This is a genomic window from Luteitalea sp. TBR-22 (genome assembly GCF_016865485.1).
Classification (GTDB): domain Bacteria; phylum Acidobacteriota; class Vicinamibacteria; order Vicinamibacterales; family Vicinamibacteraceae; genus Luteitalea.
Window position 1 is genome coordinate 5,750,390 of the sequence record NZ_AP024452.1, and the last position, 18,443, is coordinate 5,768,832.

Genomic DNA, 18,443 nt, shown 5'->3' on the forward strand with positions numbered 1-18,443 from the left:
GAGGCGCGGACGCGTTCAGAAGGCCCAGGTCGTGACCTGCCCGCTGGCATCGATCCGCCGGACGAGGATGTCGTCGTTGACGTAGGCGGTCCCGTCGGGCGAGAAGCAGAGATCGCGCGACTGCTGGAAGTACGCCAGCGACGAGGGGCCGTCCATCGGATGGTCGGCCAGCCACGTGCTCTTCGGAATCCGCGTGCCCGTGATCGGAACGACCGTCGCGTTGACCTCGTCCACGCGCATCAGTTGCAGGGCGTCCCAACCGCGCTGCTCGAACAGCAGCAGGTCGCTGATGATGTGGATGCGTCCCTTCGCGTCCACGGCCATCGCGCGCACGCCATCGAGGTGTGCCTTCGCCGGGCTCACCCGACTCGCCTTCTTGGCAAACAGCACGCGTCGATAGGTGCCGTCCGGCCTGATGCGCCACACGAGCGTGTAGAGGTCGTGGACCGGACGCGCGACGGTGAAGGCGCCGGCCGCGACCAGTTCGCCGTGCGCGGCATCCCATTCGAGGTTGGACACGAGGGGCCGGTTCTCGGGCAGCGTCGCCTCGTTGCACAGCACGTCCGCGCCGAGGACGGTGGTGACCTGGCCGTCCTTCGAGATGCGGCGAAGCGCGCATCCCCGCTGGTCGGCGAGCCAGAGGTTGCCGTCGGGATCTTCCACCGGGCGATCCGCCTCGTCGAAGAGTGCGGCGGTCGCGGCGCCGTCACCCGAGCCGACGGTGCCCTGGTTGGAGCAGTCGCCTGCCGATCCCGCAACGCGCGAGACCAGGCCAGTCGGGGCGATGGACTGGATCGAGCCCCGACCCGCGAACAGGATGCGTCCGTCAGCGCCGAGGCCGAACCTGGTGGGCGCCGAGGACGACTCGTCGAAGGCCACGCCACAACTCCGCCGACCGCTTGCCGCCGTGGAGCGGACGTGCAGCGGCGTCACCGCGCCATCGACGGCAATCCGCCAGAACCCCGTGGCAACCGCTCGCGCTTCGGCATCGAATCCGGCGCGGCCGCTCACGACGACGCTGCCGTCGGCCGCACAACGCAGGCTCTCCGCCCTGGCGAACAAGGGTTTGGCCGGATCCATGTACGGATTGGCGATGGTGACCGTGGGGCGGGTGTTCTCGGCGGCGAACTTCTTCCCCCACCCGGCCTGGACCGTGGCCGTTCGAGGCGCCGTGGCCACCCGCTCGTTCGCCGCGGGCGCCACGAACGGCGCCGCGCGCGGCGAGCGAGGCGCCGGTTGCGCGAGCGTGAGGGCGCTGGTGACCACGCAGCACGCGACCACCCATCCCATCTGCGCTCGAATATCGGCCATCCGCGGAGTCTACCCCGTCAATGGCCCATGACGGAGTTCGCGTACAGCGACGAGACGGCACGGCCGATATCCTTGGGAGCACGGCCTCCCGTCGCGCCCGATCCACCCTTCCATGCCGCGCCGATTCTCCCCATGCCTCGCCTTGCTCTGCACGTCGATCGTCATCGGCGCGGCCGGCGCGCGGCCGACGGCGCAGACGGCGACGCCCGCCCCGGTGACGCCTGCCCCTGCACCAGCCACGTTCGTGGTCGAGCAGCGAGGATACGGTCTGCGGCCTGAGCCCGAACCGCCGCGGTACGTGCGTCCCGCCGACAAGACCGGCGTGCCCGGTTTCGAGGGCCTCGATTGGCTCGACATCGGCCTCGAGTTGCGGTCGCGATACGAGCATCGCGTCGACGACTACCGACGGCCCGTCTCGTCGGTCGACGACGTGGTGCTCTGGCGCACGCGGCTCTATCTCGGCGTCAAGAAGGGCCTCGGACCGCTGCGGTTCGCCATGGAACTGGTGGACTCGCGGCGCAGCGGTGGGCAGTTCGCCCCCGACGAGCGCGAGGTGAACCTGGTCGAGCCCATCCAGGCCTATGCCGAGCTGTACTTCGCCAGCGGCGCGGGCAAGGGACGCCCGGTGAGCATCAAGGCCGGGCGACAGGCCTTCGAGTATCTCGACAGACGCTTGCTCGCGCGCAACGAGTGGCGCAACACGTCGAACACCTTCGACGGCCTGCGCGCCACGGTCGGCAAGTCGTCGGCCGCCTGGCAACTCGACCTGCTGGCCGTTCGGCCGGTCCGGCGACTCATGTCCGGCCTCGACGACCCCGACGAGACGCAGTGGCTGGCTGGCGCCCTCCTGGAGCTCCGGCGGTGGTCTCGCGTGGCGATCCTGCAGCCCTACTACCTCCACCTGTCGCAGGACGTGACGAGGCCGGGCTCCCGCATCGACCGCGACGTGCCGACCATCGGCCTGCGCAGCTACGGGCTGATCGGCAGGAGCGGGCTGGACTGGGACGTCGACGTCGCCGGCCAGTTCGGCGACGACCGGCCGCGTCGCAATCGCGCGTCGGCCTTCGTGGTCGAGGGCGGGTACTCGCCGCGACACGCCTGGAAGCCGCGGTTCAGCGCCAACTACACGTACGCGTCTGGCGACAGGAGCCCCGGCGACCTGTCCAGCAACCGCTTCGAGCGGCTGTTCGGCTTCGCCCGCCCGTTCTCGGCCAGTGACTACATCCAGTGGGAGAACATCCAGGCCCAGAAGGCCCGGCTGGAGATCACGCCGACGCCGTCGCTCCGCATCGACACCGGCCTGAGCGCCTACTGGCTGGCCAGCGCGACCGATCGCTGGAACGTCGCCGGCCTGCGCGATCCGACCGGCCGCAGCGGCACCCACATGGGCAACGAGTTCGACGTCCGGGTGCGATTTCCCGTCACGGCGCGCGTCGGCCTCAACCTCGGGTACGCGGTGTTCCGCCCGGGTGGGTTCACCCGGAGCGTCAGCGGCCGCGCCGACACGTCGCACATGCCCTACGCCGAAGTGACGCTGAACGCGTTCCGCTGACGCTCCACGTCGAGTCGCGCCAGGAGGCCCTCGCGGACGCCGGCCCATCGCCTGCGCTTCACGCCGGCGAGATGCTGCGCCTCCGCACGGAGGCGCGCATGGTCGCGGCGGAGGCGGGCGATGCCCGCCGCGATTGCCTCGGGTTCGTTGGCGACGTGCACCGCGCCCTCGGGAAACGCCTCGCGCAGGATCGGCCAGTCGGACACGACGACGGGCACTCCCTGGTAGATCGCCTCGTACGCGCCCCGCAGCATGGTGTGGTCGTGCGTGGTCAGGTCGAGCACGGCGTCGGCGCCGACCACCATGCCGGCATATGCCGGCTCGGGAAGGAAGCCGGTCAGCGACACGTTGGCCGGCACGCGAGCGCGCATCGCGGCAGGCAGCGAGGACGAGTCGCCGGTGACGTGGAAGCGGACGTCCGGAAGACGTCCGGCAGCCGCGAAGATCGCCTCGACGGGTTCATCGGCGTCGAAGGAGCACACCACCGTCACGCTGAACGCCGCCTCGCGCAGGTGCGGCGTGGGCGCGTGGAACACGACGGGCACGTCGGGAACGATGGTCGCGTGCGCGCCCCAGCCGCGGATCATGCCGGCCAGGTGTTCGTTGGTGACCAGGGTGGTCGTGGCGCGCCGGCACACATGGCGCTGCAGCCACTGCAGCCGCCGCCATCGGGGCAGCACGAACGCGCAGGTGTGCGCATCGACGACGACCTGCGCGCCGTGCCACCGGGCGTAGGCCAGCGCCGGCAGCGCCGCGAAGACCGGTGGCGACATCACGCACACCGTGTCCGGGCGCTCGCGATGCAGCAGGCGGGCCGTGAGCAGCGCCTGCACCGCGTACTTCAGCAGGACCGTCGCCGGGTGGCTGCCGAGCCAGCCCGCATACACCATGAAGGACCGGCCACCGAGCTCCCGGGCGGTGTGGTCGGAGCGGCTGCAGTGCGGCGCCCACGACACGTAGGCGAGCCGGCGATCGGATCGACGCGCCCGGTCGGTATCGGTCGGGACGCCGCCGGGCGAAGGCACGGGGCCGTTGCCGGTCATCGCAACCCCGTTGCAAGCCGCGCCACCTTCTCGACGACGATGGACGGGTGCCACTTCGCGAGGCGGCCCCACGGGCCGAAGTGGACGATCCACGCGCGCCGCACGTCGCCGGTGCGATTGGGCCCGGTGTAGTGGAGCGTCAGCGGGTGATGCACGGTCAGGCCTCCGAGCGGCAGCGGGCAGACCACGGCCCGCGAGCTCTCGGCGTCCTCCACCGCCCGGACGTGGCCGTCCCCACGGCGCCCGTGCTCGAGGAGGCCCGCCGACTGGCTTCCGGGGATGAACTGCATGCACCCGCTTTCCACCGTGACCGGCTGCAGCGGAATCCAGAAGTGGAACGTGCGCAGCAGGCGGCGATGGCCGTTGTACGCGTGGTCCTGATGCCACGGCGTCTCGGCGTCGTTGAAGGGCGCCTTGTAGATGGCGTGATCGAACGAATAGCCGACCGCGCGGCCACCGAGCGCCTCGGCCATTTCACGGCACCGGCGAAACGCCTCCGTGGCGCGAAGCCTCGGGTCGAGGCGGCTGGGCCGCTCGATCTCGGCGCTGCGCGGGGCGGCCCCGTTGGTCGGGCCGGCGGCGGCGAGGTCGCGGCGCACGTCGGTCGGCAGATGCCGGAAGCGGGTGAACAGGGGATCGAGCAGGGCCCGGACCTCCTCGATCGCGGCGGCGCCGAGCGCCTCGGGCACCACGAGGAAGCCATCCCGGGCAAACCTCGACATCTCCTCGCGTGACAACACGCACGACTCCTCTCGAGCGCCCTTGTTACTCGCCGGGAGGGTGGCGACCGAGCGTGCTCCGCGCGATGGCAGGCGCCGGCACAGGCGGCGGCCCCGGGGGCACATGGAGCCGGCCGCCCGGGGGACGCTATCAGAAGTGTGTATCTGACAGCCAGATGTCAGGCGAGGCCGCGATCAGCGACGGCCGGATCGCGTGCGGCTGCGCTGCGCCTCGATGAGCGCAATCAGGCGGTCCACCGCTTCTTCGACGAAGGCAGGATCCTCGGCGTGCAGGTCGCGTTCGATCACCTCGATCGACGCGGGCAGCGCGGCCTTCAGCGCCGTGAAGTATGCCGCGTCGCCCTTCGGATCGTTGAGGGGGCCGCCCGGCATCGCGTAGCTGCCAGTGCCGAGCTTCGGAATCATCAGCACCGCATTGCCGGTGGTGCCCTGCAGCCGCTTGCCGATCTCCCTGGCGACCATCCGGAGCTCCTTGACGTTCAGGCGCGGCGCGAGCACCACCTCGTTGTGCCACACGTGCGCGTGGTCCTTCCAGCGCTCGGGCAACTGGTGCGGCGTCGAGACCAGGATGCCGAGGTGTTCCGAGCCACCCGGGCACAGCACCTGCGGGAGGCCCAACGGGCCTGCCACCGACAGGCGCTCCTTGCCGCCGGCGCGCAGGCCGTGGAACAGCTCGTCGCTGATCTCGCCCATCGCGTAGTCGAACACGGCGCCGATGATGCCCTGCTTCATCATCAGCTCCATCGCGCGCCCGCCGGTGCCGACCGCGTGGAACACGATCGACTCGTACCCGCGCTTGCGGAAGAGCTCGATCGCCAGCATCGTGCCGCGCGTGAGCACGCCGAGGTTGGAGATGCCGATGAGCGGCTTCGCGCCCCTGGCCCGCGCCGTCTTCAGGCCGACCTTCACCTGCGCCATGCCGTGCGCCGCGCCAGCCGCATTGGCGAGCACCTTGCGCATGAACACGTTCAGGCCGAGGATGTCGCCCACCGAGAACATCATCGTGATGTCGGAGATGCCGACGTACGAGGACGTGTCGCCGGAGGCGACGGTCGACACCATGACCTTGGGCAGGCCGTAGGGCAGGGCGCGCATCACGGCGGTGCAGGCGGAGGTGCCCTGCAGGCCGCCGAGGCCGATCACGCCATGCACCTCGCCTTTCGCGATCCGCTTCAGCAGCAGCGCCGTGGCGCCGGCCGCCATCACGGGTTGCGCGGCCTCGCGCGACTTGCCCGACTGCAGGGTCGCCAGCGGCGTGCCGCCCGCCCTGGCGACCTGCGCGCGCGAGAGGTCGGCCCTGGTGGCCGGCGCGTTCATGACGCCGATGTCCACCAGCAGCGCACGGCTGCCCAGCGCTGCGAGCTGCTCGCGGAGGAACTCCGCTTCCTGGCCCTTGGTGTCGAGCGTCGCGAGGACGGCGATGACCTTCTTCGGCATGGCGCGTCCTCCGCTACCTGTTGTCCGGGAAGCGCAGCGACTGGAACTCCTTCGCGGCGGCAGACACGGCCTTCTCGATCGGCAGGCGCTCGGTGGAGGAACCGGTCCAGAAGCCCTCGCACGAGGTGTGATCGAGGATGTACTGCGCGTCGGCCGGGGTCTCCATCGCCGCTCCGTGCGCCACGAGGAGGATGTCGGGCTTGATCTTGCGCAGCTTCTGGTTGGCCTCCTCGGTGCGGCGCGCCGTCTCCTCGATCGTCTCGCCCGAATCGTAGCCGCGCAGGCCGCCCTTGGTGGTGCCGGCGTGGAAGCAGAAGATGTCGGGCTGCGCCTCCTCGACCAGCCGGATGCTGTCCTCCTCGTCGAAGGCCAGGCCGATGGTCACCATGTCCATCTCGCGCCCGAGCTTCAGCAGGTCGATCTCGTTCTGCAGCGTGATGCCGGCGCTCGTGAGCACGCGCCGGATCTCGCTGTCCTTGTCCACGTACGAGATCGACGGGCCGATGTTGGACACCGAGTGCACGCCCATGCGCAGGCAGTCGTCGAGCACCATCCGCATGTCCTTGAGCGGATCGTTGGCGTTCAGGCACGCGCAGATGAAGGCATCGCCCTTGATCGCCGGCATGATGTCCTCGCGCGTGTAGTCAAGCGTCTGCCGGTTCGAGTCGAGGATCGGCCAGAGCATCGACATCGTGCCCATGCCGTTGGCGCGCAACCGGGCGCCCGAGAACGTGTTGATGCAGTCGACGCCCGCCGCCTCGAGCAGCTTGGCCACCAGGCCGCTGCCGGCGCTGGCGATGTGGATGGGCAGTCGCTTGGCCACCTTGGCGCGCAACTTCGACATGATCTCGGTGCGGGACGTACGCGGGACGATCACAGCATCTCCTCCGGGAGTCGGGAATCGGGAGTCGGGAGTCGGGAGTCGGGAGTCGGGAGTCGGGAGTCGGGAGGGGCAAGTTCGGCGGCAGCCTACAGCCTGCAGGCTACCGGTAGGCAGTGGCTGCAGCCTGCAGCCTGCAGGCGACCTGTCGCGTTGAACCTCAAACGTCAACCGTCAACCGTCAACCGTCAGACGTTAGACGTTAGACGTTAGACGTCAGAGATGGTACTCGCTCAGGGGTCGAGCACGTCGACCGACAGGATCCGCCACGCGTCCTGCTGGTGGGCCCACAGGAGGGCGAGCGCCGCGCCGGTCCGGCCGTCGCGCGGACGGAACTGGAACAGCACCTGCGCGTAGGCGTCGCCGGGCAGCGGCGCGGCGTCGGCCGAGCACACGAAGGCGCGGGCCTCACCGGGCGGCAGCGTGACCAGCGTGTACGCGCCTTCGTAGGCGTGCGAGCGCACCACCCAGTCGGGATCCCACGACTCGACCGGACCGATGACCGCCGAGAGGCGCGACGGTCGCCGGCCCTCCGCCGCCTCGCGCATCACCTCGGCGAACCAGCGCCGCGTGTCGGACGACGAGCCCTGCTCGTTCTCCGCGTCCTCGTCGAGGTTGGCGCAGCTGACCGCCGCCGGCGACAGGAAGGCCAGCGCGTCCTCGATACGCCGGCGCACCAGCCAGTCCGACAGGAACTCGGCCGAGGCGTCGGCGACGTCGGCAAAGTCCGTGGCTCGCGAAGACGGCAGGGTGGCAGGTTCGGCCTGCGCCGCGACGCGGTCGGGGACCTGCGGCGCGAGCCCCTCAAGCAGGGCCTTCCACCACACGATGAGGCCGTCCCAGCGGCGCGCGTGCCGGCGGTCGTTGCCGCGCACGCGGACGTCGGAGTTGGCGGCGGTGAGGTGACCGTTGAACAGCCCCTGGGGCACCCTGGGGGACAGGTAGTCGACGTCGATGTCGGCGCGGTCGCCGGCCTCGGTGGCCGACACCTGGACGCTGGGGAACCGGCCGCGCAACCGGTAATTGATCGGGTACCCCTTGTGGAAGACCGCGTTGTCCTTGTCGCGGAAGAACTCGCGCGACGCGGCGATGGTGCCGATCGCGTCGGGCGCGAGCGCCACGTAGAGCCGGAACTGCTCGTCGCCCCGCCGGCCCTTCTCCTCGCCGGCCACCCGCTCGACGCGCGCGACGAGGTCGATGGCCGGGCCGAGGTCGCGTCCGTCCTCACCGGTCAGCCGCGTCCTGATCAGGCCGTGGGTCGCCGCCTCGAACGTCGTCTGGCGCGACACCGGCCACGAGGCGTAATGGGCCGCCGGCGTGCACCCCGCGGCGCCGCACGCCTCGGCCGCCATCGCATCGACCAGCCGCCGTTGCGCCGGCGCGAGCCGGGCATACGCCTGGCCCGCCGGGTCGGGGGCGAGGCCATCGGGCGCCCTCGGCGACACGACACAACCGGCCGACGTCAGCACCGCCACCAACGCCGCGCCGGCCCGGGCGGTCATCGCGCGAGCCCCCGTCCCGGGCGCGCCGCCGTGACCTGCCCGTCCTGCCAGACGGGCGTCCCGTTCACCCACACCGCGCGGACGCCTGTGGGCAGGTCGCGCGGCGACTCGAACGTCGATCGATCCGCGATCGTCGCCGCGTCGAAGAGCACGAGGTCGGCCTTCTTGCCGGGCGCGATCCGGCCGCGGTCGGCCAGGCCGAGGCGGTCGGCAGGGAACGACGTCATCTTGCGGATCGCCTCGGGAAGTGTCAGCCAGCCCTGCTCGCGCACGAGGCGCCCAAGCACGCGCGGAAACGTCCCGGCGCCCCGCGGGTGGTTGTTGTTCACGCCGCCGTCGCTGGCCACCATCACCCAGGGCTGCTGATAGAACGCCTTCAGGTCCGGCTCGGCCATCGTGTGCCCGATGATGCCCACCTCGTCGTCGGCGATGCGGATGAAGAAGTCGACCTCGCTGATCCCTTCCGCCGCCGCAGCCTCGCTGAGCCGCTTGCCCTGGTACTGCGGGTAGCGCGTCAGCCGCGTGAACTGGATGTTCCTGCCGCCGCCCACGTCGTCGAGCGCTTCCTTGACGCTGGCCGGGTCCTTGTACTGCTTGTTGGGCACGAGCACCTTGAGGTTCGACTGCCAGGCGAGGTACGGGTACGCGTCCGCCGTCACGTCCACGCCCCGGGCGCGCGCCGCCTCGACCAGCGCGACGACCTCGGCGGCCTTGCCCCACACACCGACGGTGCCCAGCTTGATGTGCGTGATCTGCGCCGGGATCCCGGCGCGCTCGCCGATGGCGATCGTCTCCTTCACCGCGGCCATCACCGCGTCGGCCTCGTCGCGGATGTGGGAGATGTATACGCCGTGGTGCCGCGCCGCCACCCTGGCGAGTTCGACGAGCTCGTCAGTCGCCGCATAGCTGCCGATCACGTACTCGAGTCCGGATGACAGCCCGAGGGCGCCGGCCTTCATCCCGGCATCGACGAGGGCGGCCATCCGCGCCACTTCGTCGGGGCGCGCGACGCGCCGGTAGTCGTCGCCCATCACCTGGGTGCGCACGGTGGCGTGGCCGACCATGGTGCCGACGTTGACCGTTGCCGGCGCGGCGCGACGCGCCGCGAGGTAGGCACCGATGTCGGGGGGCGACGATCCATCGGGGCCGACGATCACCGTCGTGATGCCCTGCGCCACCTGGGTGGCCGCCGCGCGATCGCCGGCCAGGCCGTCGGTCGAGTGGTTGTGGACGTCGATGAAGCCGGGCGCGAGCACGAGGCCTCGTCCGTCGACGACCTGATCGCCGGCCTGCGGCGCCGCATCGCCAACGCTCACGATGGTGTCGCCGACGACGCGCACGCTGGCCGCGCGCAGCGGTCCTCCCGTCCCATCGGCGATCTGCGCGCCGGTGATGACCCAGCTGCCGGGCGACTGCGCGGCCGGGACCGCGCCCCCGCGACCCGACAGGGCCAGGGCGACGATGACCAGCGAACGGAAGGCGAGGTGACGCATGCGCGGGTAGTCTAGTGGAATCATGCGCATTCGCTTTGCCGTCCTCGCGGCGCTGTGTGTCCTGGTCACGGCAGCCGCGCGCCCGTCACTGCGGGCCGCGCAGGACCAGCCGTTGGTGGTCGTCAAGATCGTCGGCGATGACCACAAGCTGCTGCTCGACGGCGACGGCCGCGTGTTCGGCTGGGGCGACTTCCGCAAGGGACAACTCGGCCCGACTGGCGGCACCACGCGCCTCGGACCCGGCTATGGTCTCCCGGTGGCGATCGCCCTGCCGGAGCGCGCCATCGACATCGCCACCGCCAGCGACACGTCGTACGCCGTCCTCGCGAGCGGCATCGTTGTCGCGTGGGGCGCCGGGGCCAACGGCGAACTCGGCAACGGCACCATACGCGGGCTCGACGCCTCGAAGCCGTGGGAGAACGGACAACCTGCCCCGACGCGGGTCGGCGCGCTCACCGAGGTCATCGCCATCGTCGCGGGAGGCGCGAACGCGCTCGCCCTGCACGCCAACGGTACGGTCTCGGCGTGGGGATCGCGGGCCAACGGCCTCATCGGTGACGGGCGCGGACGCAAGACGCACGCCGATCCCCCTGCGCCGAGCGCGAGCACCCCGGTGCGGGTGCCGGGGGCCACCGACGTGGTCCAGGTGGCGACGCACGGATCGCATGCGGTGGCGCTTGGCAAGGACGGACGCGTGCTGGCGTGGGGATCGAACGCCTCCGGTGCGCTCGGACGCGAGCCGCGTCAGGAGATCGCCATCGATGCGGTCGGCGAGGTCCCCGGCCTCGGCGACGTGACGGCGGTGGCCACCGGCACCGGCGTGTCGATGGCCGTCAGGCGAGACGGCACGGTGTGGGTGTGGGGCGCCAACGTCCAGGGGCTCTTCGGCAACGGCGACCGGACGGACCCGCCGGGCGTCGGCTACGGCTACGAACTGACGCCCCGTCGCGTGCCCGGCGTGTCCAACGTGGTGGCGCTGTCGGTCGGCCTCACCGGCCGCCACGCGCTCGCGCTCCTGAAGGACGGCACGCTCCGCGGCTGGGGGAACACCGACTGGGGCCAGATCGGCGCGGGGGTGTCTGGCGATTTCCAGCTGACGCCGGTCACGCCGAAGATCACCGGCGTCGTCCGCGTGCTGGCCGCCGGCAACAACTCGTTCGCCGTGCGCACCGACGGGACCCTCTGGGGGTGGGGCGCAGGTGGCCGGACCGAGCACCCGTTCAAGACCAACGTGAAGCTTCCGCAGCGCGTCGATCTGGCCCTGCCACGTTGACCCTGCGGCACCCTCAATGGTTCCCCTTCTCGACCGGAGGGAGTGTCTGCAGGAAGGCCCACACGGCCTTCAGTTCGGTCTCGCCCATCTGGCCGAGTTGCCGCCACGGCATCTGCGGCTTGATCTCGGTGCCGTCCTTGCGGCGGCCCTGCTGCATGGCCCGCAGGAAATCGGCCTCCGTCCAGCCCTTCAGGCCGGTCTCGTGCATCGTGAGGTTGGCCACGACCGGCATGCCGGGGTCGCCGGCGATGGCCCCGCCCGAGAAGCGGGGACCATGGCAGCCCGTGCACACCTGGGCGATGTGCTGGCCAAGCTCCTTCGAGGCAGCCAAGGGCGGTGGCTCGGCGGCATGCGACGCCTGGTGGTCGATGGTGTAGGTCACCAGGGTCGCATCGCGATCGGTCGCCAGCAGGAACGAGAACAATGGCCCGAGTCGTACCGGTGGCATCTGGCGGTCCACCGGCGGCAGGCTGCGGATGTACGCCACGATGTCGGACAACTCGTGGTCCGACATGGCGCGGAACTCGGTGACCGGCATCGACGAGGTCTTGCCGGAGTGGCGAATCCCGTGTCGCACCGCGCGATCCCAGTCGAGCGCGGTGAATCCCTGCGTGACGCTGCCCGGCCCGGTCGTCAGGTTCGGCGCGGCCCATACGCCGATGAAGGGACTGGAGATCACGGTGCTGCCCCCGAGGTCCCGTCCGTGACACGAGTTGCAGCTGTACCGCGTCTCCACCAGGTGTTTGCCGCGTCCGACCGCCCGCGCGAGCGCCTCGACTGCCGGATCGGCCCCCGGCGCCAGCGTCGACGCGTCAGCCGCCGAGAGCGGGAACGGGATGGCGAAGGTCGCGTCGTGCGTGGTCCACGTGTGCTCGTAGTAGTTGGAGGCGGTCAGGTACGCCCACGTCAGGACACCCACGCCGAGGGCCACGAGGATGCCCACGACGATTCCCACAATCCTCAGCCATTTCCGCAACGCGTCACTCCAGGTCTGTGGTGACGGGTCTCCTTCCCGCCCCCCACCATCAACGGTGAGTGACGCCCAAAGCGCACAGCCTCATGCGTGACCAGGACGTGCCGACGGTCAGGGGCGGGCCGGGATCGGGCTGTCCCAGCCCGCCATGTCGGCGGGCTTGATGCCCTTCACGAACCCGTCGAACGCGAACGTCGTGGGCGTGAACGGCCCGACGAACGCGATCGGGCCGTCAGGGCGGATGGCGGCCTCGAGCCCGACGGCCCACAGCGTGGCGTTGACGGCCATGCGCCTGAAGCCTGTGTTCAGCAGATCTTCCGACGCGCCGTGGGTGGTGGTGAACACGCGGCCCGGCTTCCCCCCGGCGAGCGCGTAGGTCCGGTACCACGCGACCGGCATCTCCTTCTTGTCGGCCGCCGGTGACGCGTCGGGCGTCATGCCGTCGAGGATGCGCCCGCGTGCGAGGACATGACTGCCGGCGATCGGGTCGGCCGTGTACCCGCCCGACTGCACCCACACGTCGGAGACGCCACGCAGGATCGGGTGCGACGCCTCGCCGGGCTCGAGCACGAGCCTCGAGCTCTGCGCGTGATTCTTCCCGTAGTGGGACACCCACGTCTCACCGAGCACCTGCCGCCCGAACCCGCCCGCGAAGTCGGCAGACGGGTTGTTCCACGTGTACGCCCTGAACTTCGCGTCGGGCCGCTTGATCTGGAAGGCGTGCGTGGCCGTGCGGTACCCAACCACGGGGCCGCCACGCTGCAGGTAGTCGACGACGTGCTGCATCTGGGCGTCGGGGAAGTCCTGGAACCGCAGGGAGACCACCATCAGGTCGGCCGTGTCCAGCGCCTCGAGCCCCGCGATGTGCGAGCTGCCGGGCTCGATGAAGCCGGTCGATGGGTTCGTGGTGAACAAGACGCTGCAGGTGAACCCGTAATGCCTGGCGAGGATCCTGGCCAGTGCCGGCAGCGATTCCTCACTGCGGTACTCGTGGTCGCCGGCCAGCCAGACGATGTGCTTGCCGAGGCCAGGCCCCCGCTCGCCGCGGTAGACGACCAGGTGCGAGTTGTTCGCCTCCTGCCCCGCCACGGTGAGCGAGGCGAGAGCCGCCAGAAGGATCCCGGAGAGGAGGATGCGCATGTGAGGCGAGTAGCGTACACCGCTGGTCGCGCGCCGCTCACCAGGCGATCGCCGCAGCGGTGGCGACGGCCATCGCCATCAGGACGCCGCCGACGAGCAGGCGGAACGAGGCGCGTCCGAAGACGACGGCGAGCGCCGCCTTCAGCAGGGTGTTGGCGAGCACGCCGATGGCAATCGCCCGCGCCGCGGTCTCGAGCGACAGCGCGCGGGCGACGTCGCGGGCCATCGAGAGCGTCAGCGCGTCGACGTCGGTCAATCCGAGCACGGCTGCGCTGGTGTACACGCCGGTCGCCCCCTGCGAGACGCGGGCCACGTGCACGAGCATCAGCACCACCTGGAACAGCACCGCCATCTGCAGCGCCGCCCAGAGCTGCAGCGGGTTGTCGTCGCCGGCAGGCGCGGGGTCGCCCGCGTGCCGGCGCGCCTGCCACGCACCGACGGCGCTCGCTAGGAGGGCCACGACGGCGGCCGGCGCCAGGTAGGGCACGAGCACCGGGACGAGCGCCGCATTCAGCACCGCCGTTGCGGCGAGCACGCGCGGATAGAGCACGGCGTTGGCAGCGATCGCGCCGAAGGCCAGCGGCCTGGCCAGGCCCGGCGTGGACGTACTGAGCCGGGCGTACGTCCAGGTCACGTTGGTCGACGACAGCAGGCCGCCGGCGACCCCGCCAATCAGGTAGCCCTGCCCCGTCCCGACCGCCTTTCGCAGGAGGTGGCCGAGGAAGCTCAGTCCCGAGAAGAACAGGACGAGGGCCCACACCTCGCGCGGGCGCACGCCGCCGAACGGCCCGAACGGCCCCTCCGGCAGCAGCGGCAGCACCACGAGGGCCATCACCGCGAACCGCGCCGCCGCCCGCAGGTCCATGTCGGCGATGCGCCGCACCCACCCGTGGAGCCGTCGCTTCTCGACCAGCAGCAGGCAGGCGATCGCGACGATCGCGCTGGCCACCTGCACCTGCCCGAGCCCCGCGAGCACCCCGGCCGTGATCGCGACGAGCGCCGCGACCTCCGTCGTGCCGTCGACATCGGCAGCACTCGCCCGCACGTATCCGGCGACGATGAGCGCCACCGCGCCGGCCAGGAGCAGCGCGGCAGGCCAGGTGGCGCCGCCCGACCACAACCAGCCGGCCAGGCCGGCCACCAGGCCGAGCAGCGTGAAGGTCCGGATGCCGCCGAAATGCGCCTGCGGCCCCTCGGCATGCCCCGACCACTGCCGCTCGACACCAATCGCCGCGCCACCGAGTGCGGCAATCAGGACACGGACCATGTCGGGCGACAGCACCCGGCGATTGTCCCTCATCGGGTCGACTGATCCACGGTGAGCTGCTTCCCGGTCATCTGCCGCGTACAGGGACATGACTCCCCTCGCCACCGGACGCCCGCTCGGCCGCGACCTGCTCCTGACCGGCCTCGCCCTCATCGTCACCGTCGCCGCGGCCGCCCAGCCGGTGCCGCCGGACGGGCGTGGCGCCACCGCCCTCGCGCCGGCCCCGGGCCCCGGAGCCAGCGCCACGGTGGTCGCCACGGGCGCGGGGCCGCGCGACGCCGCCACGCCCACCGATCCCGCGTCACGCGAAGCCTTCCTGCGCACGGCGCGGATCGCCGAGGTCCGCGGCGTCAAGGTCGGCGTGACCGGCACCCGGCGTGCCACGCTGCAGGACGACACGGTGACCCACGACGCCAGCATCCAGCTGATCGACCAGGCGCTGCCACGGTTCCAGTCGGCCTCGCGCATCGAGCTGAACTTCCGTGACTACTGGGGCTACAACGTCGCGGCGTACCGGCTGGCCGTGCGGCTGGCGCTCGACAACGTGCCGGTCTCGGTCGCCCGCCGCTTCCGGGGCGAGCCAGCGGCGTTCACCTGGTGGGTCGACGAGGTGCTGATGGACGAGCGGACGCGGCAGGCCCGGCAGGTGGCGCCGCCAGACGGGGCGGACTGGAACGCCCAGATCCACGTCCAGCGGGTGTTCGACGAGCTGATCGCCAACACGGACCGCAACCAGGGGAACCTGCTGATCGACCGGCACTGGAAGCTGTGGCTCATCGATCACTCGCGGGCGTTCAGGCTGAACACCGGCCTGCGCACCCCCGCCACGATCCGTCGGTGCGACAGGGCGCTGCTCGCGGCCATGAAGGCGCTGACCCGCGAGGCGGTGGACGCGGAGCTGGGCGACGTGCTGACCGGGATGGAGCGGGACGCCCTGATGGCCCGGCGCGATGCGCTGATCGCGCACGTCGAGGCGCTCGGACCGGCCGCCCTGTACGACCGCACGCGAGAGTGACACGTCGCCGATCGCGATCGGCCCTTCGGCGTTCGGCGTTCGGCGTTCGGCGTTGAACGTCAAACGTCACCCGTCAACCGTTATGTTCCTCCCCCGGTGCTACACTGCCGCCGAACTGATGAGTCCAGTCGATGTGCTGCTGTGGGCGACGGCTTCGGCGTGCCTCACGCTGGCGCTGGTGCACCTGCGCATCTGGTTCGGCGAGCGGGACCGCCTCAGTCACCTCGGCTTCGCCATCGTCGCGGTCGGCGTCGCGGGCTTCGCGCTGTCCGAGCTCCGCATGATGCACGCCGCCACGGCCGACCGATTCGGCATGGCGCTGCGGCTGGTGCACGTCCCGATCTTCGTGATGGTGGTCGGCATCATCCTGTTCGTCAGCGATCTCTTCCGCACCGCCCGTCCCTGGCTCGCGCACGTGGCGTGGGTGAGCAACCTCGCGACGCTGGTGGTGCTCGGCTCGAGCCCCTACGGCGACTACGAGCGCATCGATGCCATCGAGCGGGTGCGCTTCCTGGGCGCCGACGCGGCGCTGGTCACGGGGCCGACCAGCCCCTGGCACTGGGTCGGCCAGGCCGGGTTCGCGATGCTCACGCTCTTCGTGCTCGACGCGGCCCGGCCGCTGTGGCGGTCCGGCGATGCCCGCCTGCGCCGGCGGGCGCTCCTCATCGGCGGCACGCTGACGACCTTCGTGGTGTTTGCCGCGGGCGAGGCCGCCCTCAACTTCGGTGGCGTGATGCGCAACCCGTTGATGTCGGCGCCCTTCTTCCTCCCGGTCCTGATGGCGATGGGATTCGAGTTGAGCGACGACGTGCTGCGGGCGTCGCGGTTGACGCGCGCGCTACAGGACAGCGAGGCGTCCTTGCGCCAGAGCGAAGCGCGCATGCGCGACGTCGCCTCCGAGGCGCAGCGCCTCAGCGGACGCTTGATCCACGCGCAGGAAGAGGAGCGCAGCCGCATCGCGCGCGAGCTGCACGACGACCTGTCGCAGCGCCTCGGCGTGATGTCGCTGCAGCTCGAGCTGCTCCGCCGCAGCTCCGACGAGGCGACACGCGACGAGCAGGTGGCGCGCCTGGCCACCGACATCCGGGGCATCGCCACCGAGGTCCACACGCTGTCGCACCGCCTGCACCCGGCCAAGCTCGATCAGCTCGGCCTGGCGACGGCCGCTCGCGCCTGGTGCCGCGACATCGGCGCCGAGGGGGGACGCCTGATCGAGGTCAGCACGACCGGCGTGCCGGCCGAGGTCGCGCCCGACACGGCGCTGTGCCTGTATCGCATCCTGCAGGAGACCACCCGCAATGCGACGCGCCACAGCGGCGCCACCAGCGTCGACGTCGTGCTCTCGCAGCAGGCCGGCCAGTTGTGCCTGGTCGTGCGCGACGACGGGCACGGGTTCGACGTCGGGCAGGCCCAGCGCGCCGGCGGCCTCGGACTGGTGAGCATGCGCGAGCGGGTCCGGTCGCTCGGCGGCACGCTCGCCATCCACTCGGCGCCCGGCGAGGGGACCCGCGTGGAGGCGCGGGTGCCACTCGCCCTGCGCCACGACGACGCGGACGGCAGCCCGGAGGTGGCCACGCATGCGTCCACGTAGGTTCCGGATCCTCCTGGCCGACGACCATCCGATCCTGGCCGAATCGTTGCGCGTGCTATTGTCGCAGCATTACGAGGTGGTGGGCAGCGTCACAGACGGGCACGCGCTCCTGAAGGCGGCCGAGGAGATGCAGCCGGACATCATCGTGTCCGACATCGCCATGCCGGGCCTCAACGGGCTGGATGCCGCGACCCGCCTCCGCCAGAAGCTCCCGCGGGTGCGCCTGCTCTTCCTGACGATGACCCTCGACCAGGACGTCGCCGCCGAGGCGATCAGGCGCGGCGCCGACGCGTACGTGGTGAAGTCGGCGCCGGTCTCGGAGCTCTTCGAGGCCATCGGGCAGGTGCTCGACGGACGGCCCTACATCACGCCGGCCATCACCGAGGAGCCGGCCGGCGTGTTCATCGAGCGGGCCCAGAAGGCCGTGCGGTCGACGCTCACCGTGCGCCAGCGCGAGGTCCTGCAACTGCTGGCCGAGGGGCGGTCGATGAAGGAGGCCGCAGCGGTGCTCGACCTGACGCCACGCACCATCGCGTTCCACAAGTACTCGATGATGGAGCAGCTTGGCGTCAAGACGACCGCCGCCCTCATCCAGCACGCGGTCGCCCTCGGCCTCGTGACCCCGGGCTCCCGGGCCTGAACCACCCGCCGACCGCCACCGCGGCCCGACGCGAGACGTCCCGGGCGCACGTCGCCCTGTCAGTTCTTACAGTTCAGGCGCGGATGCCGCCGCCCTACGCTGCCCACCATGCCCGCGCCACCGTTCCGCGTCGTCGTGGCCGACGACCATCCGCAGCTCGTCGAGTCGCTCCGCGCGCTGCTGGCGCCGGCCTACGACGTGGTCGCCACGGCGCACGACGGCCACGGCCTGCTGCGCGCGGCGCTCGAGCACCACCCGGACCTGATCGTCGCCGACATCGCGATGCCGGGGCTCAACGGCCTCGACGCCGCCTCGCAGGTGAAGGCGCGGCTGCCGGGCGTGCGGCTGGTCTTCTTCACGATCGACGAGGACCGCGACACCGTGGCCGAGGCGTTGCGCCGTGGCGCCGACGCGTATGTCGTCAAGAGCGCCGGTGTCGGCGCCCTGATCGACGCCATGCGCGACGTCATGGCCGGCACTCGTCGCGTCAGCTGGAGCTGACGGGTCAACGCGCCTGCCTGTGTCGAGAACGGGCGCGGCCTGGCCACCGCCGGCGGGATCGCGGTGCCGACCACCTACGAGGTCA

General features: G+C 71.2%; 16 protein-coding genes. 6 read left to right on the plus strand and 10 right to left on the minus strand.

The annotated features are described in order from the left end of the window. Positions 1 to 15: 15 nt before the first annotated feature. A complete protein-coding gene (locus TBR22_RS23650) occupies positions 16 to 1,311 on the minus strand; it encodes a hypothetical protein (protein WP_239490304.1) in 1,296 nt (431 codons plus the stop codon). A gap of 112 nt (positions 1,312 to 1,423) precedes the next feature. On the opposite strand from TBR22_RS23650, the gene TBR22_RS23655 reads away from it, so the two are divergent. Then, positions 1,424 to 2,863 (plus strand): alginate export family protein, encoded by a 1,440-nt coding sequence (locus TBR22_RS23655; protein ID WP_239490305.1) that lies wholly within the window; start codon positions 1,424 to 1,426, stop codon positions 2,861 to 2,863. Here the strand turns inward: TBR22_RS23655 and TBR22_RS23660 are convergent. From TBR22_RS23660 to TBR22_RS23685, 6 genes are all read right to left on the minus strand, one after another. Then, the gene (locus TBR22_RS23660) at positions 2,830 to 3,906 is read right to left on the minus strand and encodes a glycosyltransferase (protein ID WP_239490306.1); all 1,077 of its coding nucleotides are present in this window, start codon (positions 3,904 to 3,906) and stop codon (positions 2,830 to 2,832) included. The genes TBR22_RS23655 and TBR22_RS23660 overlap by 34 nt on opposite strands. Then, a complete protein-coding gene (locus TBR22_RS23665) occupies positions 3,903 to 4,646 on the minus strand; it encodes a phytanoyl-CoA dioxygenase family protein (protein ID WP_239490307.1) in 744 nt (247 codons plus the stop codon). Before TBR22_RS23665 ends, TBR22_RS23660 begins: the two co-directional genes overlap by 4 nt. 174 nt (positions 4,647 to 4,820) lie before the next feature. Next, on the minus strand, positions 4,821 to 6,083 hold the full coding sequence (locus TBR22_RS23670) for a Tm-1-like ATP-binding domain-containing protein (protein ID WP_239490308.1): 1,263 nt from the start codon (positions 6,081 to 6,083) through the stop codon (positions 4,821 to 4,823). A gap of 13 nt (positions 6,084 to 6,096) precedes the next feature. Next, on the minus strand, positions 6,097 to 6,960 hold the full coding sequence (locus TBR22_RS23675) for a phosphoenolpyruvate hydrolase family protein (protein ID WP_239490309.1): 864 nt from the start codon (positions 6,958 to 6,960) through the stop codon (positions 6,097 to 6,099). A 236-nt stretch (positions 6,961 to 7,196) separates the two neighbouring features. After that, positions 7,197 to 8,465, minus strand: a complete 1,269-nt coding sequence (locus TBR22_RS23680) for a hypothetical protein (protein ID WP_239490310.1) — start codon at positions 8,463 to 8,465, stop codon at positions 7,197 to 7,199. Then, positions 8,462 to 9,982, minus strand: coding sequence for an amidohydrolase family protein (locus tag TBR22_RS23685; protein WP_239490311.1), 1,521 nt, complete (start codon positions 9,980 to 9,982; stop codon positions 8,462 to 8,464). Before TBR22_RS23685 ends, TBR22_RS23680 begins: the two co-directional genes overlap by 4 nt. Here TBR22_RS23685 and TBR22_RS23690 point away from each other — a divergent pair. Next, positions 9,981 to 11,231, plus strand: a complete 1,251-nt coding sequence (locus TBR22_RS23690; RefSeq protein ID WP_239490312.1) for a hypothetical protein — start codon at positions 9,981 to 9,983, stop codon at positions 11,229 to 11,231. The genes TBR22_RS23685 and TBR22_RS23690 overlap by 2 nt on opposite strands. Before the next feature lie 13 nt (positions 11,232 to 11,244). Here the strand turns inward: TBR22_RS23690 and TBR22_RS23695 are convergent, their stop codons facing one another. From TBR22_RS23695 to TBR22_RS23705, 3 genes are all read right to left on the minus strand, one after another. Continuing rightward, positions 11,245 to 12,174 (minus strand): cytochrome c, encoded by a 930-nt coding sequence (locus tag TBR22_RS23695; RefSeq protein ID WP_239490313.1) that lies wholly within the window; start codon positions 12,172 to 12,174, stop codon positions 11,245 to 11,247. A 141-nt stretch (positions 12,175 to 12,315) separates the two neighbouring features. Next, positions 12,316 to 13,344 carry a ThuA domain-containing protein gene (locus TBR22_RS23700; RefSeq protein ID WP_239490314.1) on the minus strand — a complete coding sequence of 343 codons (1,029 nt, stop codon included), beginning with the start codon at positions 13,342 to 13,344 and terminating at the stop codon, positions 12,316 to 12,318. A 37-nt stretch (positions 13,345 to 13,381) separates the two neighbouring features. Beyond that, positions 13,382 to 14,644, minus strand: a complete 1,263-nt coding sequence (locus tag TBR22_RS23705; protein ID WP_239490315.1) for a DUF4010 domain-containing protein — start codon at positions 14,642 to 14,644, stop codon at positions 13,382 to 13,384. A gap of 55 nt (positions 14,645 to 14,699) precedes the next feature. On the opposite strand from TBR22_RS23705, the gene TBR22_RS23710 reads away from it, so the two are divergent. The 4 genes from TBR22_RS23710 to TBR22_RS23725 all read left to right on the plus strand — a co-directional run bounded on the left by TBR22_RS23710 (position 14,700) and on the right by TBR22_RS23725 (position 18,358). Then, on the plus strand, positions 14,700 to 15,626 hold the full coding sequence (locus TBR22_RS23710; RefSeq protein ID WP_239490316.1) for a hypothetical protein: 927 nt from the start codon (positions 14,700 to 14,702) through the stop codon (positions 15,624 to 15,626). 118 nt (positions 15,627 to 15,744) lie between these two features. Beyond that, on the plus strand, positions 15,745 to 17,217 hold the full coding sequence (locus TBR22_RS23715) for a sensor histidine kinase (protein ID WP_239490317.1): 1,473 nt from the start codon (positions 15,745 to 15,747) through the stop codon (positions 17,215 to 17,217). Next, a complete protein-coding gene (locus tag TBR22_RS23720) occupies positions 17,204 to 17,857 on the plus strand; it encodes a response regulator transcription factor (RefSeq protein WP_239490318.1) in 654 nt (217 codons plus the stop codon). Before TBR22_RS23715 ends, TBR22_RS23720 begins: the two co-directional genes overlap by 14 nt. Positions 17,858 to 17,965: 108 nt before the next feature. After that, a complete protein-coding gene (locus TBR22_RS23725; RefSeq protein ID WP_239490319.1) occupies positions 17,966 to 18,358 on the plus strand; it encodes a response regulator transcription factor in 393 nt (130 codons plus the stop codon). Positions 18,359 to 18,443 lie beyond the last annotated feature (85 nt).